The following is a 26,509-nucleotide window of genomic DNA, read 5'->3' as shown; positions in this document are numbered from 1 at the left end:
TCTGCGGGGCTTGGTGTTTTTAAGCGGCGGACTTGGCCTTGATCTTCTTCAGCTCTTCATCACGCAACTCACGACGCAAAATCTTGCCGACGTTAGTGGTCGGCAGCGCATCGCGGAACTCCACCGTGCGCGGCACCTTGTAGCCAGTGACGTTGGCACGCATGTGATCCATCACTTGCTCTTTGGTCAGGGTGACGCCCGGCTTGGCGACAATGAAAATCTTGATCGCCTCGCCCGACTTCTCGTCCGGCACGCCGATGGCCGCGCACTGCAACACGCCCGGCAGAGTTGCCAGTACGTCTTCCAGTTCGTTCGGATAAACGTTGAAACCGGAGACCAGGATCATGTCTTTCTTGCGATCGACAATGCGCATGTAGCCGTCCGGCTGGATCAGCGCGATGTCACCGGTTTTCAACCAGCCTTCGCTGTCGAGCATTTCATCAGTAGCTTCCTGACGCTGCCAGTAGCCCTTCATCACTTGCGGGCCCTTGACGCACAGCTCGCCGATTTCACCCAGCGGCTGCTCGACACCGGCATCGTCGATGACTTTGCACAAGGTCGATGGCACCGGAATACCGATGGTGCCGATCTGGATGTGCTGGATCGGGTTGACCGTGGCCACCGGGCTGGTTTCGGTCATGCCGTAACCTTCGCAGATGGCGCAACCGGTAACCGCTTTCCAGCGCTCGGCAGCGGCCAGTTGCAGGGCCATGCCGCCGGACAAGGTGACTTTCAGCGCCGAGAAATCCAGCTTGCGGAACCCTTCGTTGTTGCACAGCGCCACGAACAGCGTGTTGAGGCCAACGAAACCGCTGAACTTCCACTTCGACAGTTCCTTGACCATCGCCGGCAGGTCGCGCGGGTTGCTGATCAGGATGTTGTGGTTGCCGATCAGCATCATCGCCATGCAATGAAAGGTGAACGCATAGATGTGGTACAGCGGTAGCGGCGTGATCAGGATCTCGCAACCTTCGTTGAGGTTGGAACCCATCAGCGCTTTGCACTGGAGCATGTTGGCGACGAGGTTGCGATGAGTCAGCATCGCGCCCTTGGCCACACCAGTGGTGCCGCCGGTGTATTGCAGCACCGCCACATCGCCGCTGTCGGGATTGGCTTCGGCCACCGGTTGGCCCTGGCCCTTGCTCAGCACGTCGTTGAACTTGACGGCTTTCGGCAGGTGATAGGCCGGGACCATTTTCTTCACGTACTTGATGACGCTATTGATCAGCAGGCGCTTGATCGGCGGTAGCAGGTCGGCAACTTCAGTGACGATGACGTGTTTGACGCCGGTTTTCGGCACCACGGCTTCGGCCAGGTGCGCCATGTTTGCCAGGCACACCAGCGCCTTGGCACCGGAGTCGTTGAATTGATGTTCCATTTCCCGCGCGGTGTACAGCGGGTTGGTGTTGACCACGATCAGCCCGGCGCGAATCGCACCGAAGACGGCCACCGGGTACTGCAGAACGTTGGGCAGTTGCACGGCGATTCGATCGCCGGGCTGCAAATCGGTATGCTGTTGCAGATACGCGGCAAACGCACCGGACAATTCATACAATTCACCGTAAGTGATTGTCTTGCCCAGGTTGCTGAAAGCCGGTTTGTTGGCGAAGCGTTGGCAGGATTGCTTCAACACTGCCTGAATGTTCGGATACTCGTCCGGATTGATGTCGGCAGCAATTCCAGCCGGGTATTTATCCTTCCAAAAGTCTTCGATCATGGAAGCCCACTCCTCAGCAACGCGAATTCTTCACCGCATTTGATGCGATTATTATTGGTGTGTGTTTGGTATTGGTGAATCTGGCTTTTATATAGGCCGAGAAGTCACAAAGCGCGCCGAGAGTAGCAGCTTTGCCAAGGGTCGACTAGAGCCAAAAGCAGCCCCTACAGTCACTATGATGACTCAAGACCATCTAGCAGTCATTTTAGAGCAAAAATCCTAGAACACCTTGAAAGCCCCGGTTTTCGGGGACTCAAAGCAAAAGATCGCAGCCTTCGGCAGCGCCTACAGGAAATGCATTCCAAGGTAGGAGCTGCCGATGGCTGCGATCTTTTTGCTTTTAACCGTCAGGCGATATCGCGCAACTCACGCCGCAGAATTTTCCCGACAGGCGTCATCGGCAATGACTCACGCAACACGATGTGTTTCGGCACCTTATACGCAGTGAAATTCTCTTTGCAGTAGGCCTTGAGCTCTTCGAGACTGACCCCGGTTTCCCGCGCCACCACAAACAGCTTCACCGCCTCGCCCGAACGCTCGTCCGGCACCCCGATCACCGCGCAGTTGGCGACTTTCGGGTGCGCCATCACCACATCTTCGATCTCGTTCGGGTACACGTTGAAACCGGAGACGATGATCATGTCTTTCTTGCGATCGACGATGCGCACGAAACCGTCCGGATCGATCACCGCAATATCGCCGGATTTGAACCAGCCCTCGGCATCCAACACTTCAGCCGTGGCCTCAGGCTTGTGCCAATAGCCCTTCATGATCTGCGGGCCCTTGATGCACAACTCGCCGCGCTCGCCCATCGGCTGCTCGACGCCGTCATCGTTGATGACTTTGAGCAGCGTGCCCGGTACCGGCAAACCGACGGTGCCTAGACGCGACTGATCGCCGTACGGGTTGGTGCAGGCCACCGGCGAGGTTTCTGTGAGGCCGTAACCTTCAGTGATGCGGCACCCGGTCATCTGCTCCCAACGCTCGGCGGTGGCCTTGACCAGCGCGGTGCCGCCAGAGTTGGTGAGCTTCAGGCTGGAGAAATCGAGGGTCTTGAAATCCGCGTGTTCCATCAGCGCCACGAACAAAGTGTTCAGCCCCAGCAGCGCCGAGAACCGCCAGTTCTTCAGCTCTTTGATGAAGCCGGCAATGTCGCGCGGGTTGGTGATCAGCACGTTGTGGTTGCCGGAAACCATCATGCACATGCAGTTCGCCGTGAACGCATAGATGTGATACAGCGGCAGCGGCGCGATCATCACTTCCTGGCCTTCGCGCAGCAGCGGCTGGCCGTCCGGGCCGAGTTGGGCGAGACAGGCGCGCACTTGCTGCATGTTCGCCACCAGATTGCCATGAGTGAGCATCGCGCCTTTCGCCAGCCCGGTTGTGCCGCCGGTGTATTGCAGCACGGCGATGTCGTCGAGGCTGACCTTCAGCGGCTTGATGCCCAGACCTCGGCCCATGCGCAGCGCGCTCTTGAAGGAAATCGCCTGCGGCAGCGAATACGCCGGGACCATTTTCTTCACTTTGCTGACCACGGTGTTGACCAGCCAGCCCTTGGCGGCGGGCATCAGGTCGCCCATCTTCGCTTCGATCAGGTATTGAATGTCGGTGTCGGGCAGCACTTCCTGGACTTTCTGGCCGAACATGTTCAGGTACACCAGTGCCCGTGCGCCGGAGTCCTTGAACTGATGGCGCATCTCGCGCGCGGTGTACAGCGGGTTGGTGTTGACCACGATCAGCCCGGCGCGCAATGCACCGAACACGGCAATCGGGTAATGCAGGATGTTGGGCATCTGCACGGCGATGCGATCCCCCGGGACCAGATCGGTATGCGCCTGCAGGTAACCGGCGAAGGCAGCGCTCTGACGCTCAAGTTCGGCGTAGGTCAGGGTGATGCCCATATTGCTGAACGCCGGGCGATCAGCGAACTTCTTGCAGGAACGCTCGAACACCTCGATCACCGACCTGAACTCACCCATGTCGATGTCCAGCGGTACGCCGGCCGGGCGCTTGTCGTTCCAGAAATCAGGTTGCATTGTTCTTGTCCTCTTTACCTGAGCCGATGCGGGCCGCTTTCTGTCATTTCTGAAAAAGCGGAGCTTCACGGACACTAGCAGTTATGGCCATTGAGGCAAATATGGGCAAAGCCGTCATTGATCGTGTGAATCTTCCTGCCGTGGCGTGGGCTGATCAGACGCGCTATACAATGTTCCGACTCTGAGCAAAGGAATCGCCATGATCCACGACACCCTATGGCTGGACGCGAGTGACCGCAGCCGCCTGTTCGTCAATCAATGGCTGCCTACGGCGCCGTTGAAAGCGGTGATCCTGCTAGCCCACGGCATGGCTGAACACAGTGGTCGCTACGCGCGACTGGCCGACACGTTTTGCGACAAAGGATATGGCGTGTACGCCGCGGATTTACGCGGACATGGCAAAACCGCCAATCACGGAACCCTCGGCCACTTCGCCGATGACGACGGCTGGTGCAAAGTGCTCGGCGATCTGGCCAGTCTCAATCAGCACCTCGGCCAGCAGCACCCCGGCGTGCCGATCATCCTGCTGGGGCACAGCATGGGCAGCTATCTTGCCCAAGGCTATTTACTGCACCACAGCGCCAGTCTGCACGGGGCGATTCTCAGTGGTTCCAACTTTCAGCCTGTTGCGCTGTATCGCGCTGCGCGGCAAATCGCCCGTCTGGAAAAACTGCGTCAGGGTGGCAAGGGCCGCAGTGCGCTGATCGAATGGCTGTCGTTCGGCTCGTTCAATAACAAATTCAAACCGGCGCGCACACGCTTCGACTGGCTGAGTCGTGATCCCGCCGAAGTCGACCTGTACGCCAACGACCCGCTGTGTGGCTTTCGCTGCACCAATCAACTGTGGATCGACCTGCTCGGCGGCTTGCAGCAAATCAGCAAAGCGTCCAATCTCGCGCAGATCGATCCGGGCCTGCCGCTGCTGGTAATCGGCGGCGAATGTGATCCGGTGAGTGAAGGCAAGCGTCTGACAGATCTGGCCAATGCGTTGCGCACGGCCGGCAGCCAGCACCTGCAACTGAAGATCTACCCGCAGGCGCGGCACGAATTGTTCAACGAAACCAACCGCGACGAAGTGATCGCTGATGTGCTGGCCTGGATCGATCAGGCCCTGAGCCATCCACGCCCTCATCGCAGCGAATAATTTTTTGTGGATTCACTGAATCCGTCACAGGAATCGAGACCGATGACCCAGGTTACCAACATCCCTTACGAAGCCCTCGAAGTCGGCCAGACCGCCAGCTACAGCAAGACCGTCGAAGAGCGCGACATTCAACTGTTTGCCGCGATGTCGGGCGACCACAATCCGGTGCACCTGGACGCCGAGTTTGCCGCCGCGAGCATGTTCAAGGAGCGTATCGCTCACGGCATGTTCAGCGGTGCGCTGATCAGTGCTGCAGTAGCGTGCGAGTTGCCTGGGCCGGGCACTATTTATATCGGCCAGCAGATGAGTTTTCAGAAGCCGGTGAAGATCGGTGACACGCTGACAGTGCGTCTGGAAATTCTCGAGAAGTTGCCGAAATTTCGTGTGCGCATTGCCACTCGGGTGTTCAACCAGAAGGATGAGCTGGTGGTGGATGGCGAGGCTGAGATTCTGGCGCCGCGCAAGCAGCAGACGGTGACGTTGCCGACTTTGCCGGCGATCAGCATTGGGTGATTGATTGGCGGGGTGTCAGGTAAAGCTTTTCCCCCTCACCCCAGCCCTCTCCCCCATGGGGGCGAGGGGGAAAGTGAGCCGATCTCCGTGGTTTTCAGATCTTGAGTTCGACTGGATATTTCAGGTCGGCGTACCTCGACAGAACACCTGGATCAGTCCCCTCTCCCTCCGGGAGAGGGCTAGGGTGAGGGGCTCTTGCTTTGGCTTTCCCCCAGACATAAAAAAACGCCAGACTAGCTGGCGTTTTTTGTAACCGGCAAACGCTTACGAACGAGCACGAGCCTGGTTACGCAGGGCTTTCACCTGATCGTGGTTACGTTGCACACCGTGGTACTGGCGTTCAACCAGGTCACGAATACCTACCAGGTTATGCTTGTTGATCTTCTCGATGGCTTCACGATAGGCCTTCAGCGCATGGTCTTCACCACGCTCGGCTTCGTTCAGCACAGCCTCTTCGTCTTTGCCGGTGAACATGGCTTTGACGTCGACCCAACGACGGTGCAGGTCACCGCTGACGCTGGTAGAGGTTTCCGGATCGCCGCCCAGCTTGCGAACCTCCGCTTGCAGTTCTGCTGCAGCGGTGGCGCAATCGTTAGAGCGCGTCACAAACAGGGTTTTCAGTTCTGGATGCTTGATGTCTTCGGCGCAAGTCTTGAACCCTTCCTGACCGTCCTTGCTGGTTTCAATCAGGTCATTGAGTACAGAGATGGCTTCTTTATTCATGTCGGTCATTTTTCAATTCCTTGCGATTGGTTGAAGATGCAAGGGATATTGCAGCGTGCGTGCCAGCTTTTTTATTTCTAATAAAATGTTTTAAATCAATAACTTAAAGATAAGTGAACTATCTGTATCACGGTTATTTGCATGATCTGTCATTTGGCCTGCATGCAGAATGCCTGTATTTTCCTGATTGTTTTGAAGCCAGACGAAAACCCTGATGAATCCCGAAAAACTCGAACTGCTGATCACCCGCGAAATGCCCTTCGGCAAGTACAAGGGCCGGATCATTGCCGACCTGCCAGGGCCGTACCTGAACTGGTTTGCCCGAGAAGGTTTCCCGCACGGCGAACTCGGTGGCTTGCTCGCGCTGATGCAGGAGATCGACCATAACGGCCTCTCGGACTTGCTCGAACCGCTGCGCGCCAAACATGGCAAACCTGCCCCGCGCCACTGAAGCGCCCTCCTCTCTCAGAGTCAGCCGACCATGCCCGATAACACCCGACGCGCCCGTGACGAAGCCTTTTGGCAAACGTTCGCCGATCGTTACGACGTTCAACCCGGCCCCGTGAATCTGGAAAACGGTTACTTCGGGCGCATGTCGCGCACGGTGATCGAGGAGTACCAGCGCAATATCGAGCTGATCAATACGAGCAATTCGGTGTACGTGCGCCAGCGTTTCGAGCAGCACGACAACCTCGATATCCGCGCGCAACTGGCCGAGCTGATCGGCGTACATGCACAAAGCGTCGCGTTCACCCGCAACGCCACCGAAGGCTTGCAATCGCTGATCCGCAATTACAACCGCTTGCAGCCGGGCGATCAGGTGCTGATCAGTGATCTGGAATACGACACGGTCAAAGGCGCCATGCGCTGGCTGGCCAGACATCGCGGTGCAGAAGTGATCGAGATTGCCCACGCGCACCCGGCGAGCTACGACAGCCTGCTGGAGACTTACCGCGAAGCCTTCGTCGGTCATCCGCAAATCAAGCTGATGGCCCTGACTCACGTCACTCACCGCACCGGTCTGGTCATGCCGGTGCAAGCCATCGCCGCGCTGGCCAAAGAGCATGGCGTCGATGTCATCCTCGATGGCGCCCATGCACTCGGTCAGATCGAGTTCGATCTTGATGCCCTCGGCATCGCTTTCGCCGGATTCAACTTGCACAAATGGATCGGCGCGCCACTCACCCTCGGCTTCCTCTATATCGCGCCGCAACGCTTGGCCGATATCGATCCGGATATGGGCGAAATGCATTACCCGGTGAATGACATCCGTGCGCGCACCTCGTACAGCACGCCCAACATTCCGGCGCTGATGACCTTGCCGCTGGTATTCGAGGAGCATCGTTCCCTCGGCGGTGCGCCGGCCAAAGGCGCTCGCGTCGATTATCTGCGCAATCTTTGGGTCAGCGCGGTGCGGCACTTGCCGGGCATCGAGGTAATGACGCCAGATGATCCACGGCTGTATTGCGGCATCACCTCGCTGCGTTTCACCCGCCACGATGATCAACAGGCGATGGCCGAGCGTCTGCTCAACGACTACAACCTGTTCACCGTGGTGCGCAACGGCGCAGCCAGCGGGCCGAGCATCCGCATTACACCGGGACTGACCACCACCGCTGCCGACATGCAGTTATTGGTGCGGGCGCTGAACGAACTGCGCTAAAACACCGCGCCTGTGGACTTCTCGTAGCCAGCAAGGCCGATCTGCGACGACACCGCAAAGGTGTCGACGCCGATCGTCAGGCTGCCGAAGTAGCCGTCCTCAAGACCTTCCCCACCAATCGGTCGCAACACCAGTCGCGAAGCATCATCCCCCGCCGTTTCACAGCTACAGACATCCGGAAGATGCAGCCGTCCTGCCCAGGCCTCCTGATGTGACTGCGGGTGTTGATCATCACTAGCGATGCACACGGTCATGGCGATGCACGAGGCCCCGCCAGAGTGCTGATCCGGGTAAATACTGGTAAACCGCACGATGCCTTGGCTGTCGGTCGACTGGGCGCCGCACAGACTGTCGGCGCCAATGTTCTGTTCGATCCGGACCTGGGCGCCAACCACTGGCTCACCGGTCATGGCGTCGACCAGGGCCAGACGCAAAACCAGGGGCAGGCCTTCGACGCCGCGGCTGATGTTGCGCACCTTTTCTTCGGTTTCGCGCCAATCGATGCTACCAACGATTGGCGGTTGCCGTTGATGCAAAGGTGGGTGTTTGAAGGCTACAGATTGATGGTCGTCCATGAGGCGTTCTCTCTTCCGTAAGATGAACGCAGATTAGCGCCACGCAAACGCAGTTGTGCGGTAACTATGTATCGCGTCGTAACGGTGTCGATGTAGGAGCTGCCGAAGGCTGCGATCTTTTGATGTTGGCGCTCAAGAGCAAGGTCAAAAGATCGCAGCCTCGTTTCACTCGACAGCTCCTACATGGCTTCTACACAGCAATTTTCAGGCAAAAAAAAACGGTGCACCGACCAAGCGCACCGTAAAGCCGTAGAACACACAACGAAGTGTCTGGTAACAATCAGTCCAGCAGCGCCAACGCCTCGGCGGTGCATTCCTGAATACGGGCCCAGTCGCCGTTCTTGATCCACTCCGGATCAAGCATCCAGCTACCGCCCACGCACATGACGTTTTTCAGCGCCATGTAGCTTTTGATGTTGGCCGGGCCGACGCCGCCAGTCGGGCAGAATTTCACTTCGCCGAACGGGCCGCCAAGGGCCTTGATTGCCGCCACGCCACCGCTGACTTCAGCCGGGAACAGCTTGAAGCGGCGATAACCCAGACCGTAGCCTTCCATGATGCCGGAAGCGTTGCTGATGCCCGGCAACAGCGGAATCGGGCTGTCGACGCTGGCTTCCAGCAGGTCACGGGTGATGCCCGGGGTGACGATGAATTGCGAGCCAGCGGCTTCGGCCGCCGCGAGCATGTTGCGATCGAGCACGGTGCCGGCACCGGTCATCAGTTCCGGGCGCTGGTCGCGCAGGATCTGAATAGCCTTGAGGCCGAACTGCGAACGCAGGGTCACTTCCAGCGCGGTCAGGCCACCGGCAGCCAGAGCGTCAGCCAATGGCAGCACGTCCTGTTCGCGAGCGATGGTGATCACCGGCAGGATCCGCGCCTTGGCGCAGAGGCTGTCGATCAGGGCAACTTTGTCCGCCATGGAAACGGTCGGGGATGGGGTTGTCATAGCGGCTGTTCCTTGGCTCATGGGCACCAGTAAATCTCTAACGTAGGTTGCAGAAACGCGCGCACCGGCATGGCGGCGACGTCGTCGGATGCCAGTGCGGCATTCAGGGTGGTCAGTTTCGACTGACCGGAAATCGACAGAATCTTGTGACGGGCCGAGGCCAGCAGCGCACGGCTCATGGTCAGACGCTGACGCGGCACGCTTGGCGCCAGCATCGGCCAGCAACGGCGTGTGCCATCAGCTTGCAGAGCTTCGGCAAGGTTCGGGCTGTCGGGGAACAGCGACGCGGTGTGGCCGTCATCGCCCATGCCCAGCACCAGCACGTCAATCGGCGGCAATTCGGCGAGCAAGCGGTCAGCCTGCTCGGCTGCCTGCTCGACGTTCGCTGCAGCGCTATAAAGACTGAGGAACTGGGCTTTCGCAGCCGGGCCTTTGAGCAGGTGTTGCTTGAGCAGGCCGGCATTGCTGTCAGCGTGTTCAACCGGTACCCAGCGCTCGTCGGCGAGGGTCACAACGACCTTCGACCAGTCCAGATCCTGCTTGGCCAGGTGCTGGAAAAACGCCACCGGGCTACGACCGCCAGACACCACCAGCACCGCGTTGCCGCGCGCCGCAATGGCCTCGCTCAATTGCTTCGCGACGTTCAGCGCCTGACCTTCGGCCAACAGCACCGGGCTCTTGAATTCGTGAGCGTTCACGCCCGCAGGCAGTTGCACATCAGATATCGCCATACCACGACCTCCCGTCCCGCGTGATCAATGCAATGGAGCTCATCGGCCCCCACGACCCGGCCGCATACGGCTTGGGCGCGTCACCGGATTTTTTCCACCCGGCGATCAGCTGGTCACACCACTTCCACGCGGCTTCGATTTCATCTTTACGGACAAACAGGTTCTGATTGCCGTTCATCACTTCCAGCAACAACCGCTCGTAGGCATCGGGGATCCGCGCGCTACGCCAGGTGTCGGAGAAATTCAGTTGCAGCGGGCCGCTGCGCAGTTGCATGCCTTTGTCCAGGCCTTGCTCTTTGGTCATCACGCGCAAGGAAATACCTTCGTCCGGTTGCAGGCGGATGATCAGTTTGTTGCTGATCTGCAGGCGCTGCTCAGGGGCGAAGATGTAGTGCGACGGTTCCTTGAAATGGATGACGATTTGCGACAGTTTTTGCGGCATACGCTTGCCGGTACGCAGGTAGAACGGCACGCCGGCCCAGCGCCAGTTACGGATATCGGCACGCAAAGCGACGAAGGTTTCGGTATCGCTCTGGGTGTTGGAATTCGGTTCTTCGAGGTAGCCCGGTACGGATTTGCCTTCGCTGTGGCCGGCGATGTACTGGCCGCGCACCACCTGAGTGGTGAGGCCTTCCGGGCTGATCGGTGCCAGCGCCTTGAGCACTTTTACTTTCTCGTCACGGATGCTGTCGGCGGACAAATCGGCCGGCGGGTCCATGGCGATAAGGCAGAGCAACTGCAACAGGTGATTCTGGATCATGTCGCGCAGCTGGCCGGCCTTGTCGAAGTAGCCCCAGCGGCCTTCGATGCCAACCTTCTCGGCCACGGTGATTTCCACGTGGGAGATGTAATTCTGGTTCCACTGGGTTTCGAACAGGCTGTTGGCGAAACGCAGGGCGATCAGGTTCTGAACGGTTTCTTTGCCCAGATAGTGGTCGATGCGGTAGGTGCGGTTCTCCGGGAAGAACTGCGCGACGGCGTCGTTGACCTTGCGCGAGGATTCGAGGTCGGAGCCGATCGGCTTTTCCAGCACCACGCGGGTATTTTCTGCCAGACCGACTTTCGCCAGGTTCTCGCAGATCGCGCCGTACACCGCGGCCGGCGTGGCGAAGTAGGCAATCATGCGTTGCGTGCTGCCGGCCAGTTCGGCCAGCGCCACATAATCTTCAGATCTGAGGAAGTCGACATGCAGGTAGGTCAGGCGTGCGAGAAAACGCTCGGCGACGGCCTCGTCCAGCTCTTTGCCCACATAACGACGCAGTTCGGCGGCGATGAACGCCATGTGCTGCTGCTCGGAACCTTCTTCACGGGCCAACGCGATGATGCGCGTGTCCTCGTGCAGCAAGTCGGCGCCATCGAGGTGATAAAGGGCAGGAAACAGCTTGCGCAGGGCCAGATCGCCAAGCGCGCCGAACAAGGCAAAGGTGCACGGTTCAACCGTAATCGAAGGCATGATGTTTGTTCTTTTATCAAGTTAAGCTACAAATACCTTTTTTCAAGGCATCACTCAAGGGAAAATGTAGTAATAACCACAACATTTTCGCAAAATACAGATTCCGAGTGGTGGTCGGTCGGAGCCATCAGTAGGATAGGCCACCGTTACGGGCCATATCAAAGGCCCAATTTGCATAGCCCGGCGCACCTTTGCGCAGGTGAATTAGGAATTCCATATGGACCGCGTGCGAAATTTACTGGAACAGATCCAGAGTCGCCTTGAAGACCTGAACAAGGCCGAACGCAAAGTCGCCGAGGTGATCCTGCTCAACCCGCAGCAGGCCACCCGCTTCAGCATCGCCGCCCTCGCCCAGGCCGCCTCGGTGAGCGAACCGACGGTCAACCGTTTCTGCCGTTCGTTCGGCGTCAGCGGCTATCCCGAGCTGAAACTGCAACTGGCGCAGAGCCTGGCTAGCGGCGCGGCGTATGTCAGTCGCGCGGTCGAGGCAGACGATAATCCTGAGGCTTATACGCAGAAGATTTTCGGCAGCGCCATCGCCTCGCTGGACAGCGCTTGTCAGGCGCTGGACCCGAATCTGATCAGCCGTGCCGTCGACCTGTTGATTCAGGCGCGGCAGATCCACTTCTTCGGCCTCGGGGCTTCGGCACCGGTGGCGCTGGATGCGCAGCACAAGTTCTTCCGTTTCAACCTGGCGGTCACTGCGCATGCCGATGTGCTGATGCAGCGGATGATTGCCTCGGTGGCGCACACCGGTGAGTTGTTCGTGATCATTTCCTATACTGGGCGCACCCGTGAACTGGTCGAAGTGGCGCGCATTGCTCGCGAGAACGGCGCTTCGGTGCTGGGTTTGACGGCAGAGAATTCGCCGCTGGCCAAGGCGAGTACCTTGAGCCTGAATATTCCGTTGCCGGAAGACACCGACATTTATATGCCGATGACGTCGCGGATCATTCAGTTGACGGTGCTGGATGTGTTGGCGACGGGGATGACCTTGCGTCGCGGGGTGGATTTCCAGCCGCATTTGCGCAAGATCAAAGAGAGTTTGAATGCCAGCCGGTATCCGGTGGGGGATGAATTCAACTGAAGATCAAAAGCCCCTCACCCCAGCCCTCTCCCGGAGGGAGAGGGGGCCGACCGAGGAGTCTTGCGCTGCACATCGACCTAAAAAATAGAGTCGATTATGGATTCAGCACTGCACTTTCACGTCGGCGTAACTCTTGAGCATCCCGCAATCAGTCCCCTCTCCCTCCGGGAGAGGGCTAGGGTGAGGGTAGCGGTGTACTTGACACACTCAAGCCGCCGCCCACGCCTGCAAGCTCAAATGCGCCTTCTCCCCCGGCGCCAGATGCAGACTGTCCGTCCCGCCCGCCGCCGCTTCAACACAGACAAACTCGGAAATCTCATCCCACGTCACGCCCAACAATGGCCGCGCACCCGGATGCCACACAACCGTGTCGGCACTGTCCCCGGTATCAATGCACAACTCACGCTGCCAGGCATGATCCTTGAGCTGCAATTCACCATCATGCTGGAACACTCGCTGACAGCCGCCATCCACCCGCAACTCGCCTTCCTGCTGGCAAACCTGGCGATTCAACTGGTCATAACCCTGCGCCCCTTCGAGCCCAGACAGCGCTATCTCGCCGACATCGCCAATACGCCAGTACGCGTGCAAAGCCTGGCTCAACTGGCACGGCATGTCGTCCTGATGCTCGGTGCTCAGGCGCAGTTCCATGCGTTCACCCAGATGTGCGTGCAGGTCAACCTGCCAGTCGCACAGCTGCAATTGCCAGTGCAGGCGTACGCCATCTTCGGCGCTGCTGCTGTCGAGCAACTTCCAGTCGAGCAAGCGCGCCCAACCATGCGATGGCCAGGCGTTTTCACTCGGATGACGACCATACCAAGGCCAGCACACCGGCACGCCACCGCGAATGGCACCCACGTGCGGCCACTTCGCCGCACACCACAACCACGGCTTTTGCCCACGCGGCTGAAAGTGCAGCAACTGCGCGCCCTGACGACTGAACACCGCCTGACACAGTGGATGATCGATCACCAACACGTCGCGCATCTGATAGCGCTCCCAGGCGAACACCGGTTGTTCACGCAGGGATTTGAAGAAGCGTTGTAGCGGATGCTCATGCATTTGCCACGGTTCCGAATTCATCTGTTACGGGGATTACTGCCCCTCAAAAAAAAGCGGACAGCCTGGGCTGTCCGCAAATATGCGCACATAGAGAGGAGCTTATCGCAGACGCGTTAGAACGTAGACTGAATTTTCAGGCCAGCGACCAATGCGTTGTCCACTTCATCCACACCACCCGGGTGAGTGATGTACTGCAGGTTCGGACGTACGGTCAGCCAGTTGGTGACGTGGAAGCCGTAGTTGATCTCGTAGTTGTATTCGGTTTCACGAATCGGCGAAAACACCGGATTGTCGTAGTCCGAAACACCGTTGGAAGCGTTCAGCAGCTCGGCGTTTTTCTTCACGTCATCGTTGACGTGGATACGCGCCGCGCCGATACCGACGTCATCCTTCGGACGCGCGTCGAACGGGCCTTTGTAGACAAACATCACCGACTGATAGTTGTCGATGAAGTTGGTGTCCTTGTCGTGGAACGTGGCGTTGGCCGCGATGTTCAGACCGCGAGAAGCATCACCGTTGTGGCTGGTGAGTTGCTGTTGCGCCACGAACCAGTAGCCGCTTTTGCTGCTGTGGGTTTTGTAGGCGTCGCCAGTGGTGGCGGCGTCGAAACCGTTGACGTCTTCACGAACGTCGTCGGCATCGGCCGTGCTCTTGTAGTAACCGACGCGGTATTCGCCCGGCAGGCTGTTGACCTTCGGCGACCAGACCAACTCAACCGGCAACACAGTACCTTTGGTGCCGCTGCCGCTGAGCTTGAAGCCGTTGCCGTGTTCCAGCTGCGACGGGTTCTGGTTGTACGCACCGATTTGCGCGTAGAGCTCGTCGTTGATGTTGTACTTCACACGGATCGCGGCCTGGCTGACGGGCCAGTTGTACCAGATGTTGGTCGCCCAGTTACCCACTTGGGAGCCGCAGAACGCGAGGTTCTGGAAGTCGCACGGGAAGGTGTTGAAGTCTTCGCCTTCACCGAAGTAACCGGCCTTGACGTCGAGTTTGTTGTCGAAGAACTGGTGCTGAATCCACAACTGGGTCAGACGCACCATGTGGCCACGACCGTAAACTTCTTGCGAGGAACTGAGGGTGCCGGCACGCGGATCGCCAACGCGGTCGTTGGAGATGTTGTAGCCGTTACGGTTGGTCAGCTGGATCTTCGCCTGGGTGTTATCCCAGCCCCACAACTTTTGCAGATCGAGTGCCACGCCCAGACCGAACTGGTCAGCGTAACGCGCGGTCTTGTCGTCGTTGTAGCCACCGTTCAGGTTGCCACCGACTTCCCCAACGTAGTCGGCCTTGATGTCGATACCCTGCTCGATCAGCTTGGTACGCTCGCCACCCCAGTCGCCGGTCATCCATTTCGAATCGGAACTGAAGGCATCCGCCGCCATGGCGTTACCGGCCAGCACCAAGGCCGCCGCAGCCGACACTTGGCAGATCAACCGGGCATTGACGTGTTTCTTTTTCATCCCTACATCCTCGTCTTTATTGTTATTAACTGTTTTTATCTAACGCGGTTTACATAAATTGCGATGCTCGACAGGCCGGGCACCGCGTGCTCCTTTGTAGGCCTTCGCCTGCTCGCGATAGCGGTGTGTCAGGTAACAACTACATCAACTGACAGGACGCAATCGCGAGCAGGCTCACTCCTACATTGATCTTCAGCGGCCTTTGAATTGCGCCACGTTCGCAGACCGCGCATCGGTCTGTGGTTGCCCGGCAGTGCCGAGGCGTTCGCCAGTCTTGGCATCAAACAACAACACTTTCGACGGATCGAATTGCAGCGTCAGGTTCTCGCCCACCTGCGGTGCCACGTCCGGCGCCAGACGGCAGCAGACTTTGGTTTCATTGAGATTGACGAATACAAGGGTGTCCGGACCGGTTGGCTCGGTGACCTGCACTTCGGCACGAATGCTCGGCAGACCATTGCCCTCGCCGTTCGCCAGAACGATCTGTTCAGGGCGCAGACCAAGGATCACTTCGCGATCTTCCAGACCGGCGTCCTGCATGCTCATCGGCAGCTCGCAACGCGCCTGGCCGCTGTCGAGCAGCGCCAGCAGACGGCCGTCCTTGCGTTGCAGACGCAGCGGGATGAAGTTCATCGGCGGCGAACCGATGAAGCTCGCCACAAAGAGGTTGGCCGGGTCGTTATAGATCTCTTTTGGCGTGCCGAACTGCTGAATGATGCCGTCCTTCATCACCGCAACCTTGTCGCCCAGGGTCATCGCTTCGATCTGGTCGTGGGTCACGTAGACCGTGGTGGTTTTCAGGCGCTGATGCATCAGTTTCATTTCGGTGCGCATCTCGACGCGCAGTTTGGCGTCGAGGTTGGACAGCGGTTCGTCGAACAGATAGATCTTCGGCCGACGCGCCAGTGCACGGCCCATCGCCACACGCTGTTGCTGACCACCGGAAAGCTGACCCGGTTTGCGATTGAGCAAATGTTCGATCTGCAGCAGCTTGGCGACGCGCGCGACTTCTTCATCGATCGCAGCTTGAGGCATCTTGCGAATTTTCAGGCCGAATTCGATGTTCTCGCGCACGCTCATGGTCGGGTACAGCGCGTAGGACTGGAACACCATGGCGATGTCGCGATCTTTCGGGCTCATGCCGCTGACGTCTTGATCACCGATCATGATCGCGCCGCCGGTGATGGTTTCCAGACCGGCGATGCAGTTCATCAACGTCGATTTGCCGCAGCCCGACGGGCCAACGAGGATCAGGAATTCGCCTTCCTTGATCGACAGTTCGATGTTCTTCAGGGTGTCCGGCAGGCCGGCACCGTAGGTCTTGTTTACGTTGCGAAGTTCGAGCGTTGCCATGATTACCCCTTGACTGCGCCGGCCGTCAGCCCGCGCACGAAATACTTGCCTGCGACCACATAGACCAGCAGGGTCGGCAGGCCGGCGATCATCGCCGCTGCCATATCAACGTTGTATTCCTTGGCGCCAGTGCTGGTGTTGACCAGGTTGTTCAGCGCCACCGTGATCGGTTGCGAATCACCGCTGGAGAACACCACACCGAACAGGAAGTCGTTCCAGATCTGGGTGAACTGCCAGATCAGGCAGACCATGATGATCGGCGTCGACATCGGCAGAATGATCCGCCGGAAAATCGTGAAGAAACCCGCGCCATCCAGACGTGCAGCTTTCACCAGCGCATCCGGAATGCTCACGTAGTAGTTCCGGAAAAACAGCGTGGTGAACGCGAGACCGTAAACCACATGGATAAACACCAGACCGGTGGTGGTGCTCGCCAGGCCCATCTTGCCGAGGGTGAACGAGGCAGGCAGCAGTACGGTCTGGAACGGCAGGAAGCAGCCGAACAACAGCAGGCCGAAGAACAACTGCGAACCGCGGAAGCGCCAGAACGACAGCACGTAACCGTTCAACGCACCGATGGCGGTGGAGATGATCACGGCCGGAACGGTGATCTTGATCGAGTTCCAGAAGTAACCGTCAACCGTGGCCCAGGCTTTGACCCAGCCGATGCCGCTGACCACGGTCGGCCAGCTCAGCAGGTTGCCGGTGCTGATGTCTTCCGGGGTCTTGAAGCTGGTCAGCAACATCACCACCAGCGGCACCAGATAAAGCAGTACGGCGAGGATCAGCACTGCGTAGATCGCGATGCGACTCAGGCTGATAGCAGGTTTGGCAGCGAGACTAGTCATTGCGCTTGGTCCTCAGCTCGGAATACAGGTAAGGCACGATGATCGCGAGGATCGCACCGAGCATCAGAATCGCACTGGCCGAGCCCATGCCCATCTGGCCGCGACTGAAGGTGAAGGAATACATGAACATCGCCGGCAGATCGGAGGAATAACCCGGACCACCGGCAGTCATCGCCGCGACCAGGTCGAAGCTCTTGATCGCGATGTGCGCCAGAATCATCACGGCACTGAAAAACACCGGACGCAGGCTTGGCAGCACCACTTTCCAGTAGATCGTCGGCATGCTCGCGCCATCGATCTGGGCGGCACGGATGATCGATTGATCAACGCCACGCAGGCCGGCGAGGAACATCGCCATGATAAAGCCCGAGGCTTGCCAGACAGCGGCGATCACCAGGCAGTAGACCACGCGATCAGGGTCGATCAGCCAGTCGAGACGGAAGCCTTCCCAGCCCCAGTCCCGCAACAGTTTGTCCAGGCCCATGCCCGGGTTGAGCAGCCACTTCCACGCAGTACCGGTGACGATCATCGAGAGCGCCATCGGGTACAGGTAAATGGTGCGGATAAAGCCTTCGCGACGGATGCGCTGGTCAAGGAACACCGCCAGCAACACGCCGATCACCAGAGTGATACCGATGAACATGCCGCCGAACACCGCGAGGTTTTTGCTCGCGACCCACCAGCGATCGTTGTCGAACAACCGCGCGTATTGCGCCAGACCGGCCCACTTGTAGTTGGGCAGGAACGTCGAGGTGGTGAACGACAGAATGAACGTCCACAGGATGTAGCCATAGAAGCCCACCAGCACGATGAACATGCTCGGCGCCAGCACCAGTTTGGGCAGCCAGCGTTGCAATGCATCGAACGGCGAGGCCTTGCTGAACACAGCAACAGAACTCATGGGGAAATCCATCATAAAAAGAGAAGAGCAGCTACAAGCTGCAAGCTGCAAGACCGCTAGAGCTCAAGCTTGTAGCTTGCGGCTCGCAGCTCGCAGCTTGCCGTTACGGCTTATTTGGACGACTTGATCGCAGCACCAAGTTTCTTGGCGGTGTCGGCCGGGTCGGCTTTCGGGTCGTTGATGTAGTTGGTCACGACATCAAAGAACGCGCCTTGCACGGCCAGCGTGGTCGCCATGTTGTGCGCCATGCTCGGTTGCAGGCCGCCGGACTTGGCGTCTGCCAGGAAGTCCTTGGCAGCGGTTTGTGCGCAAGAGTCGAAGCCGAGCTTGTCCATGTTGTTCAACATGTCGTTGCGCACCGGGATCGAACCTTTGTTGATGCTGAAGACTTTCTGGAAGTTTTCACCCAGCACGACTTTGGCGATGTCCTGCTGACCGGCCGCAGTGCCTGCGTCCTTCTGCTTGAATACGGCCAGCGAGTCGATGTTGTAGGTGAACGCCTTGTCGGTGCCCGGGAAGGCTACGCACTCGTAGTCCTTGCCAGCGACTTTCTTGGCCGCGGTCCATTCGGACTTGGCCCAATCACCCATGATCTGCATGCCGGCCTTGCCGTTGATGACCTTGGCCGCTTCGAGGTTCCAGTCCTGACCTTTGCCGTCGGCGTCCATGTAGGTCGCGACTTTCTTCAGCTCGGTCAACGCCTTGACCATTTCCGGGCCGGTCAGCGCGGCGTTGTCCAGGTCAACCAGGGCTTTCTTGTAACCATCGACACCCATGACCGAAAGCACCACGGCTTCGAACACGGTGCTGTCCTGCCAAGGCTGACCGCCGTGAGCCAGCGGAATGAAGCCCGCAGCCTTGAGCTTGTCGCCAGCGGCGTAGAATTCTTCGAGGGTGGTCGGGTTCTTGGTGATACCGGCTTTCTTGAACACTTGCGGGTTGATCCACAGCCAGTTCACGCGGTGAATGTTCACCGGCACGGCCACGTAATCACCGTCGTATTTCACGGTATCGGAGACTTTCTTGTCGAGCAGGCTGTCCCACTTTTCCGACTTGGCGACGTCTTTCAAAACGTCAGTGTCGAGCAGACCGGTCGACGCCCATTCCTGGATGTCCGGGCCTTTGATCTGAGCGACGCCAGGCGGGTTGCCGGCGACTGCACGGCTTTTCAGCACGGTCATGGCAGTCGCACCGCCACCACCGGCGACAGCGCCGTCTTTCCAGGTGAAACCGTCTTTTTCAACTTGGGCCTTGAGCACATCAACAGCGGCTTTTTCGCCACCGGACGTCCACCAGTGCACGACTTCGACCGAACCTTTGGATTCGGCAGCGGAAACACTGAGAGGCAGAATTGCGAGCGGGAACAGGGAGGCGACAGAAATGACAGTAGCGAGGCGAGAAATCGCATTCATCTGAGATGTACCTTTCTTGTTGTTATGCATGCAAGTCTGGTGCTTGCGCTGCACAGGAGTTTAAACAGGACGTTTCCCTTCGCAGGTAACGAAGGGACGCGCGAATGTCACCACATGGTTACACAGGACTGCTCTGGGATAACTGTGCCAGCGCAGTCGCCATACTGGGTGACAAGGGTAGACGAGGGATCAGCACGGCCTGCCAGGCGTGATACAGATCGGGTTTGCCCGGCCAGATATCGGCACTTGGCAGGTTTTGCGGATTGAGTTCGTGGTGCCAGCTGCCGTCGCAGCGGTCGATGAAATTCATCTCGCAGAATTCCCAGAACAGCCGGTACCAGGTTTCGTATTGCGCATCGCCGGTGCGCTTTAGCAACGCGCTCGCAGCAGCGCTGGCTTCAGCGTGCGTCCAGTGCAGGCGATGGCGGACGACGGCCTTGTTGCTCCAGTCGAGGGTGTAGACGATGCCCGGCAGACCATCGACGTCCCAACCGTTGCGGCAGTTGTTCTCGAACAGTTTTTGCGCATCGGTGGCGAGCCAACCGGGCGTGAGCATGCCGGCCTGAACCCGCGCCGCTTCGAGGTGCAGCAACAGCCGCGCCCACTCGAAACCATGGCCCGGTGTGGTGCCGTAGGGGCGGAAACCGTCGGCAGGATTGTCGTGGTTGTATTCACGCAGCGGCTGCCAGTCGCGGTCGAAATGTTCGATGACCATGTAACCGTTGCCGGCAGCATGACCGTGGATCACCCGCTCGACGATGCGTTGCGCACGCACCAGCCAGCGCGGATCTTCAGTGACATCGGCCAGCGCGAGGAACGCCTCGGTCGCGTGCATGTTGCTGTTGGCGCCGCGATAGGCTTCTTCTTCGCTCCAATCGCGGTTGAAGAATTCGCGCATGGCGCCCTCTTCTTCGCTCCAGAAATACGTGTCGATGATGTCGATGGCGTCATCCAGCAACGCTTGGGCGCCGGGACGCTGTGCAACCACGGCGGAGCTGGCTGCCAGTGCGACAAAGGCATGCAGATAGGCGTTCTTGCCGGTGTTGTCATCGCGGTGTTCGGCAACGGCGAACCAGCCGCCGTGCAGTGCATCACGCAACGGCCCGCGCAGGGCGGCGATGCCGTGATCGACCAGATCGGCAAAACCCGGCAGGCCCTGAATATGGGCCATGGCGAAGCTGTGGGTCATGCGCGCGGTGTTCATGGTTTCGGCTTGCGCGTTCGCTGGCAGACGGCCGCGTTCATCGAGGTTGCCGAAGCCTTGTGGGAGTTTTGCTGCCTTGGCGAAATCCAGCAGACGCAGGCCTTCGGCGGCGAGCCATTGCTGGTGGGCAGGGGCGTTCAGCCAACTGCTGAAGCCGGGTTGGAAGAGATCCATGGGTGGCCTTTTTTGTTGTTATGACTGCGGGCAGTCTAAACAACGGGTCGGGGTGGGCTTGTAACGAAGGGGGCGGGGTTTGTCACCAGATCGTGACAAAGAGCGGCCCTCACCCCAGCCCTCTCCCGGAGGGAGAGGGGGCCGACCGAGTGGTGCTGAGTTATCCGCCGACCTGACACATCGAGTCGATTATGGATTCGCTACCGGACTTCCAGGTCGGCGTATCTCTGCAGCATCCCCCGGTCAGTCCCCTCTCCCTCTGGAAGAGGGCTAGGGTGAGGGAAAGCTTTTGACTCAATCCGCCGAACGCGGCAATTGCAGGGTCACCCGCAACCCACCCTCACGCAAATTCTGCAACGTCACCTCACCACCATGGCTGTGGGCAATATTGCGCGCGATGCCTAACCCAAGCCCATACCCCTGCTGCTGCCCCGCCAATCTGAAGTGCGGCTCAAACACCTGCTCCAGGCGCTGCTCCGGCACACCCGGCCCTTCATCATCAACGTGCAAGACAAACGCGCTGTCATCGTCATCGATATGCAAGTGCGCGTTCTGCCCATACTTCAAGGCGTTGTCGATCAGGTTGCCAATACAGCGCTTCAACGCCAAAGGCTTGCCCGGATACGCCGCCAGCGCGCGACCATGCTGCGTCACGCGACCGTTGCCGTTCGGCGCCAGGTACGGCTCGACCAGACAATCGAGCACATGATTGAGATCCACCGGTTCGATGTTCTCGTGGATGTCAGTGTCTTTCACGCATTGCAGCGCGCCTTTGACCAGCAGTTCCAGCTCATCCAGATCGCGACCGAATTTGGCCTGCAGCTTCTCGTCTTCGAGCAATTCGACGCGCAAACGCAAACGCGTGATTGGCGTACGCAGGTCATGGGAGATCGCGCTGAACAACTGGCTGCGCTCGGTCAGGTAGCGGCTGATGCGCTCGCGCATAGTGTTGAAGGCGCGCCCCACTTCGACCACCTCACTGCCGCCGCCCTCGGCCACTGGCTCGACGTCAGCGCCCAGCGACAAATCCCGAGCAGAACGCGCCAGACGCTTGAGCGGGCGGCTCTGCCAGTGCACCAGCACGCCGATGAACAGCAGCAGGAATCCGCTAGTGAGAACGATGAACCACACCTGTTGCGAGGGCAGGCCTTGCTCTTCAAGACTGGTGTACGGCTCCGGCAACAGCGAGGCGATGTACAGCCATTCGCCCGGGGCCATTTGAATCTGCGTGACCAGCACGGGCGGATTCACCGGTTCCAGAGTCAGCGCGTAATGCGCCCACGAGCGCGGCAGCTCATCGAGTTTAAGCCCGGCATTGAAAATCCGCAGATCTTCAGGACTGACGAAGGTCACCGAGATATCGGTGTCATGACCCAAGGTCTGGCGCAGCACTTCGTCGACCGCTTTCATCACCGCTGCTTTACGCGGCGTGACCGGCAGCACGTCCATACCCAATGGTTTGTCGTTGAGGGTCACGACGAAGCGGGTACCGCCCATGCTGCGCAATTGATCGAGCACCAACGGTCGATAAGCCACCGGCAATGAGCGGAAGTAACTGACGCTGGCGGTCATCGAATGCGCAAGGCTGCGGGCGCTGGTGACCAGACCTTCGAGCTGGGTGGCACGCAATTGCGAGACCCAGATCACGCTCGATAATGTCTGCGCAAACAACACCGCCAGCAAAGTCAGCAGCAGCATCCGCCCGAGCAACGAACGCGGCACCGGCACCCGGGCGGCGAGCTTGCGCAGCGACTCAGTGACCATTGCCGGCAACCACATTGGCTGCCAATTGGTAACCGCTGCCGCGCACGGTGCGAATCAGCCGTGGCGGTTTCTCGGTGTCGCGCAGACGCTGGCGCAAACGGCTGACGGCCATGTCGACGATCCGATCGAGCGGCATCAGGTCGCGGCCCCGGGTGGCGTTGCCGATGGTGTCGCGGTCGAGGATTTCCTGCGGGTGATCGAGGAAGAGTTTCAGCAGGGCAAAGTCGGCGCCAGAAAGAATCACTTCCTCGCCATCGGTGTGAAACAGTCGATGACTGACCATGTCCAGCCGCCACTCGTCGAAGGCCAGTACGTCACTGCCGCTGCGCTCCTGACCGAATTGCGCACGACGCAGCAATGCCTTGATGCGTGCTTGCAGCTCGCGGGGGCTGAAGGGTTTACCGAGGTAATCGTCGGCGCCGAGTTCCAGACCGATCACGCGGTCGGCTTCGTCGGAACTGGCGGTAAGCATGATGATCGGCACCTGCGCCTGACGCGGATGCTGACGCACCCAACGGCAAAGGCTGAAGCCGTCTTCGTCGGGCAGCATGACATCGAGGATCACCAGATCGCTCGGCGCCTCGTTGAGGGCCTGACGGAAACTGGCACCGTCGGCGGTGGCCCGTACCTGAAACCCGGCGCGGGTCAGGTAGGTTTCCAGCAACTCGCGTATTTCCTGGTCGTCATCGACCAACAATATCGACTTGTTGACTGAGCTCACTTCGAAGGCATCCTTGTTGTTGGAATTGGGGCGGATTATGCCTTAAGCACTGATTTTACAAACACCACAAAACAACTGTAGGAGTGAGCCTGCTCGCGATAGCGGTCTTACATTCAACACATTCGTTGACTGACATACCGCTATCGCGAGCAGGCTCACTCCTACAGTTTGATTGCATTTCAGGTTGGGGTTGATTGGTCCAGGGCCACACCGGCACCGACAAGGCCGGAATACGGCGCTGTCACCAGCCACACCGGAATGCCTTTGAAGTAATCGCTCATGCACCCTTTGTCAGCAAAGCTGCGGGCAAAACCGCTTTCGAGGAAGAAATCGGCAAAGCGTGGAATTACACCACCAACGATATACACCCCGCCACGTCCGCCCGTGGTCAGCACGTTGTTGCCGGCGACACGGCCGAGCCAGCAGCAGAACTGCTCGAGCACTTCCAGTGCAATTGGATCACCCGCCAGACCAGCTGCGGTGATCGCTTCCGGCGTATCGAGTGTCGGCTCATGCCCATCGACCGCGCAGATCGCCCGGTAAACCCGTGGCAAGCCACCACCGCTCAACGCGGTTTCCGCGCTGACATGGCCGATCTCGTTGTGGATGTGCTGCCACAACTGGGTTTCACGCGGACTGCTCAGCGGCAGATCGACGTGACCGCCCTCGCCCGGCAATGCCGCAAAACGACCTTCACCGAGATCAAGCAAAGTACCGACGCCAAGACCTGTGCCCGGGCCGATCACCACCGCCGGACGCAATGGCTCCGGCGCACCCTCGCAGACCACGCGGAATTCGCCCGGCTGCAAACGGGTCATGCCCAGCGCCATCGCCGAGAAGTCGTTGACCAGCAACAACTGCTCGACCTGCAAGGTTTTGCAGAACGCGGTGCGGCTCAGGCGCCAGTGGTTGTTGGTGAATTTGAATTCATCACCACTGACCGGGCCGGCCACCGACAGGCACACCGAACCGATCGAACCCGGCGCCAGACCGAGCCCGCTCAGGTAGAGGCTGATCGCCTCTTCCGGGCTGGCGTGGTCGGCCGTGGCCAGCACCTGAACCGATTGCAGTTGCTGGTTTTTCCACAACGCAAACCGCGCGTTGGTGCCTCCGATGTCACCGACCAAAGCCAGTTTCAATTAAGCGTCTCCAGGGCAGAAGTGAAGGCGCTGGCGCCCTGCTCCGCCGAGCTGAAGGCCATGCGCATAAAGCCGAACAGTTCGCGACCGCTGCCGATGTTGTTGCCCAACAGGCCTTTGGCGGGTTCGCGCGCTGCAAATTCTGCGGCGTCGACCTTGAGTTCCAAAGTGCCTTTGACGCCATCGACGCGGATGATATCGCCCTCTTGCACGCGCGCCAAAGCACCACCGACATAAGCTTCGGGGCTGACGTGAATCGCTGCGGGGATTTTCCCCGAAGCGCCGGACATCCGCCCGTCAGTCACCAGGGCGACTTTGAAGCCGCGATCCTGCAGCACGCCGAGGAACGGCGTCATCTTGTGCAGCTCCGGCATGCCGTTGGAACGCGGGCCCTGGAAGCGCATCACGGCAACGAAATCTTTTTCCAGCAGACCGGCCTTGAACGCGTCGGCCAGGTCTTGTTGATCCTGGAACACCATTGCTGGCGCTTCAACGATCTGATTTTCCAACGCGACAGCGGAGACCTTCATCACACCGCGACCGAGGTTACCTTCCATCACGCGCAAACCACCCTCTGCCGAGAATGCACGGGCGACCGGGCGCAGGATGTTTTCGTCGAGGCTGTCGACCGGGCCTTCGCGCCAGACCAGTTCGCCGTTATCAAGGAACGGTTCTTTGGTGTATTTGCTCAAGCCGTGGCCGAGCACAGTGTTGACGTCTTCGTGCAGCAGGCCGGCGCCGAGCAGTTCGCGGATCAGGAACGACATACCGCCGGCGGCCTGGAAGTGGTTGATGTCGGCTTTGCCGTTCGGGTAGACGTGGCTCAGGGTTGGCACGACTTCGGAGAGGTCGGCCATGTCCTGCCAGGTCAATTGAATGCCCGCGGCCATGGCGATGGCCGGCATGTGCAGAGTGTGGTTGGTCGAACCGCCGGTGGCGTGCAGCGCCACAATCGAGTTGACCAGCGATTTCTCGTCGACGATTTCACCGATCGGCATGAAGTTGCCATTCTGTTTGGTCAGGCGCGTCACTTGATGCGCGGCTTCGCGGGTCAGCGCGTCACGCAGCGGCGTGTTCGGGTTAACGAAAGAGGCGCCCGGCAAGTGCAGGCCCATGACTTCCATCAGCAACTGGTTGGTGTTGGCGGTGCCGTAGAAGGTGCAGGTGCCCGGGCTGTGGTAGGACTTCATCTCCGATTCCAGCAGCTCTTCACGGGTGGCTTTGCCTTCGGCGTACTTCTGGCGCACGTCGGCTTTTTCCTTGTTGGAAATCCCCGAGACCATCGGCCCGCCCGGGACGAAAATCGTCGGCAGGTGACCGAAGCGCAGCGAGCCCATCATCAGGCCTGGGACGATCTTGTCGCAGATGCCGAGCATCAGCGCGCCGTCGAACATGTTGTGCGACAGCGCCACAGCGGTCGACATGGCGATCACTTCGCGGCTCGGCAGGCTCAGTTCCATGCCCGGCTCGCCTTGGGTCACGCCGTCGCACATCGCCGGCGTGCCGCCAGCAAACTGGCCGACCGAGCCGATTTCGCGCAGGGCGTTCTTGATCTGTTCCGGGAACACTTCATACGGCTGATGCGCCGAGAGCATGTCGTTATACGAAGAAACAATGGCGATGTTCGCCGAGTTCATCATCCGCAGGCTGTGCTTGTCTTCGCTGCCGCAACCGGCCACGCCGTGGGCGAAGTTGGCGCATTGCAGCTTGCCGCGCATCGGCCCGTCAGTGGCGGCGCCGCGAATCAGTGCAAGGTAAGCCTGACGCGTGGCGCGGCTGCGGGCGATAAGCCGTTCGGTGACCTCAAGGACGCGGGGATGCATGTGTAGAACTCCAGGCTAACGGATGTGGCGACCTGATTGTCTATGCTGATCAAACGC

The 26,509-nt window shown here is 59.3% G+C and carries 23 protein-coding genes; 5 read left to right on the top strand and 18 right to left on the bottom strand.

The annotated features are described in order from the left end of the window. Positions 1-19: 19 nt before the first annotated feature. Both fadD1 and fadD2 read right to left on the bottom strand, forming a co-directional pair. The gene (gene fadD1, locus ACI514_RS02440; protein ID WP_405123018.1) at positions 20-1,717 is read right to left on the bottom strand and encodes a long-chain-fatty-acid--CoA ligase FadD1; all 1,698 of its coding nucleotides are present in this window, start codon (positions 1,715-1,717) and stop codon (positions 20-22) included. A 347-nt stretch (positions 1,718-2,064) separates the two neighbouring features. Next, on the bottom strand, positions 2,065-3,753 hold the full coding sequence (fadD2, locus tag ACI514_RS02435) for a long-chain-fatty-acid--CoA ligase FadD2 (RefSeq protein ID WP_405123017.1): 1,689 nt from the start codon (positions 3,751-3,753) through the stop codon (positions 2,065-2,067). Positions 3,754-3,952: 199 nt separating this feature from the next. Between fadD2 and ACI514_RS02430 the strand changes: the two genes are divergently transcribed. Both ACI514_RS02430 and ACI514_RS02425 read left to right on the top strand, forming a co-directional pair. Continuing rightward, complete coding sequence (locus ACI514_RS02430) at positions 3,953-4,897, top strand: alpha/beta hydrolase (protein WP_160059148.1); 945 nt, start codon at positions 3,953-3,955, stop codon at positions 4,895-4,897. A gap of 42 nt (positions 4,898-4,939) precedes the next feature. After that, on the top strand, positions 4,940-5,410 hold the full coding sequence (locus ACI514_RS02425; RefSeq protein WP_160059149.1) for a MaoC family dehydratase: 471 nt from the start codon (positions 4,940-4,942) through the stop codon (positions 5,408-5,410). 264 nt (positions 5,411-5,674) lie between these two features. Here ACI514_RS02425 and ACI514_RS02420 read toward each other — a convergent pair whose 3' ends face one another. Further along, positions 5,675-6,142 carry a PA2169 family four-helix-bundle protein gene (locus ACI514_RS02420; protein WP_405123016.1) on the bottom strand — a complete coding sequence of 156 codons (468 nt, stop codon included), beginning with the start codon at positions 6,140-6,142 and terminating at the stop codon, positions 5,675-5,677. A gap of 205 nt (positions 6,143-6,347) precedes the next feature. Here ACI514_RS02420 and ACI514_RS02415 point away from each other — a divergent pair, with 205 nt between their 5' ends. Together ACI514_RS02415 and ACI514_RS02410 are read left to right on the top strand one after the other, a co-directional pair. Then, complete coding sequence (locus ACI514_RS02415; RefSeq protein WP_003227425.1) at positions 6,348-6,584, top strand: DUF3820 family protein; 237 nt, start codon at positions 6,348-6,350, stop codon at positions 6,582-6,584. Positions 6,585-6,614: 30 nt separating this feature from the next. Further along, positions 6,615-7,796, top strand: a complete 1,182-nt coding sequence (locus ACI514_RS02410) for an aminotransferase class V-fold PLP-dependent enzyme (RefSeq protein WP_405123015.1) — start codon at positions 6,615-6,617, stop codon at positions 7,794-7,796. Here the strand turns inward: ACI514_RS02410 and ACI514_RS02405 are convergent. From ACI514_RS02405 to zwf, 4 genes are all read right to left on the bottom strand, one after another. After that, the gene (locus ACI514_RS02405; RefSeq protein ID WP_405123014.1) at positions 7,793-8,371 is read right to left on the bottom strand and encodes a hypothetical protein; all 579 of its coding nucleotides are present in this window, start codon (positions 8,369-8,371) and stop codon (positions 7,793-7,795) included. The genes ACI514_RS02410 and ACI514_RS02405 overlap by 4 nt on opposite strands. A 280-nt stretch (positions 8,372-8,651) precedes the next feature. After that, positions 8,652-9,317, bottom strand: a complete 666-nt coding sequence (locus ACI514_RS02400; RefSeq protein WP_008082815.1) for a bifunctional 4-hydroxy-2-oxoglutarate aldolase/2-dehydro-3-deoxy-phosphogluconate aldolase — start codon at positions 9,315-9,317, stop codon at positions 8,652-8,654. A gap of 17 nt (positions 9,318-9,334) precedes the next feature. Then, the gene (pgl, locus tag ACI514_RS02395) at positions 9,335-10,048 is read right to left on the bottom strand and encodes a 6-phosphogluconolactonase (RefSeq protein WP_405123013.1); all 714 of its coding nucleotides are present in this window, start codon (positions 10,046-10,048) and stop codon (positions 9,335-9,337) included. Continuing rightward, positions 10,035-11,501 carry a glucose-6-phosphate dehydrogenase gene (zwf, locus tag ACI514_RS02390; RefSeq protein ID WP_007917863.1) on the bottom strand — a complete coding sequence of 489 codons (1,467 nt, stop codon included), beginning with the start codon at positions 11,499-11,501 and terminating at the stop codon, positions 10,035-10,037. The genes pgl and zwf overlap by 14 nt, the downstream gene beginning before the upstream one ends. Positions 11,502-11,727: 226 nt before the next feature. Here zwf and ACI514_RS02385 point away from each other — a divergent pair, with 226 nt between their 5' ends. Continuing rightward, positions 11,728-12,588 carry a MurR/RpiR family transcriptional regulator gene (locus tag ACI514_RS02385; RefSeq protein WP_171057240.1) on the top strand — a complete coding sequence of 287 codons (861 nt, stop codon included), beginning with the start codon at positions 11,728-11,730 and terminating at the stop codon, positions 12,586-12,588. A 207-nt stretch (positions 12,589-12,795) separates the two neighbouring features. On the opposite strand, the gene ACI514_RS02380 is transcribed toward ACI514_RS02385, so the two are convergent. The 11 genes from ACI514_RS02380 to edd form a co-directional block, all read right to left on the bottom strand. Then, complete coding sequence (locus tag ACI514_RS02380; RefSeq protein ID WP_007917868.1) at positions 12,796-13,650, bottom strand: D-hexose-6-phosphate mutarotase; 855 nt, start codon at positions 13,648-13,650, stop codon at positions 12,796-12,798. Positions 13,651-13,763: 113 nt separating this feature from the next. Then, complete coding sequence (locus ACI514_RS02375; RefSeq protein WP_007917870.1) at positions 13,764-15,113, bottom strand: carbohydrate porin; 1,350 nt, start codon at positions 15,111-15,113, stop codon at positions 13,764-13,766. A 192-nt stretch (positions 15,114-15,305) separates the two neighbouring features. Continuing rightward, positions 15,306-16,466 (bottom strand): ABC transporter ATP-binding protein, encoded by a 1,161-nt coding sequence (locus ACI514_RS02370; RefSeq protein ID WP_212621224.1) that lies wholly within the window; start codon positions 16,464-16,466, stop codon positions 15,306-15,308. A gap of 2 nt (positions 16,467-16,468) precedes the next feature. Then, positions 16,469-17,314 carry a carbohydrate ABC transporter permease gene (locus tag ACI514_RS02365; protein ID WP_007917872.1) on the bottom strand — a complete coding sequence of 282 codons (846 nt, stop codon included), beginning with the start codon at positions 17,312-17,314 and terminating at the stop codon, positions 16,469-16,471. Further along, positions 17,307-18,215 carry a carbohydrate ABC transporter permease gene (locus ACI514_RS02360; RefSeq protein ID WP_095048188.1) on the bottom strand — a complete coding sequence of 303 codons (909 nt, stop codon included), beginning with the start codon at positions 18,213-18,215 and terminating at the stop codon, positions 17,307-17,309. Before ACI514_RS02360 ends, ACI514_RS02365 begins: the two co-directional genes overlap by 8 nt. Positions 18,216-18,325: 110 nt before the next feature. Next, on the bottom strand, positions 18,326-19,627 hold the full coding sequence (locus tag ACI514_RS02355; RefSeq protein ID WP_160059154.1) for an ABC transporter substrate-binding protein: 1,302 nt from the start codon (positions 19,625-19,627) through the stop codon (positions 18,326-18,328). Positions 19,628-19,745: 118 nt separating this feature from the next. After that, on the bottom strand, positions 19,746-21,005 hold the full coding sequence (locus ACI514_RS02350; RefSeq protein ID WP_160059155.1) for an AGE family epimerase/isomerase: 1,260 nt from the start codon (positions 21,003-21,005) through the stop codon (positions 19,746-19,748). Positions 21,006-21,299: 294 nt separating this feature from the next. Further along, a complete protein-coding gene (locus tag ACI514_RS02345; protein WP_160059156.1) occupies positions 21,300-22,769 on the bottom strand; it encodes an ATP-binding protein in 1,470 nt (489 codons plus the stop codon). Then, on the bottom strand, positions 22,759-23,490 hold the full coding sequence (locus tag ACI514_RS02340; RefSeq protein ID WP_003227460.1) for a response regulator: 732 nt from the start codon (positions 23,488-23,490) through the stop codon (positions 22,759-22,761). The genes ACI514_RS02345 and ACI514_RS02340 overlap by 11 nt, the downstream gene beginning before the upstream one ends. A gap of 179 nt (positions 23,491-23,669) precedes the next feature. Beyond that, positions 23,670-24,629: a glucokinase gene (locus ACI514_RS02335; protein WP_405123012.1), complete on the bottom strand. Its 960-nt coding sequence runs from the start codon at positions 24,627-24,629 to the stop codon at positions 23,670-23,672. Then, a complete protein-coding gene (gene edd, locus ACI514_RS02330; RefSeq protein ID WP_095112266.1) occupies positions 24,626-26,452 on the bottom strand; it encodes a phosphogluconate dehydratase in 1,827 nt (608 codons plus the stop codon). The genes ACI514_RS02335 and edd overlap by 4 nt, the downstream gene beginning before the upstream one ends. Between the last annotated feature and the right edge of the window lie 57 nt (positions 26,453-26,509).

It is taken from the genome of Pseudomonas sp. M20, assembly GCF_045037865.1.
GTDB lineage: Bacteria > Pseudomonadota > Gammaproteobacteria > Pseudomonadales > Pseudomonadaceae > Aquipseudomonas.
The sequence above is the reverse complement of the archived record's forward strand: the minus strand, read 5'-3'. Positions and strand labels throughout refer to the sequence as shown.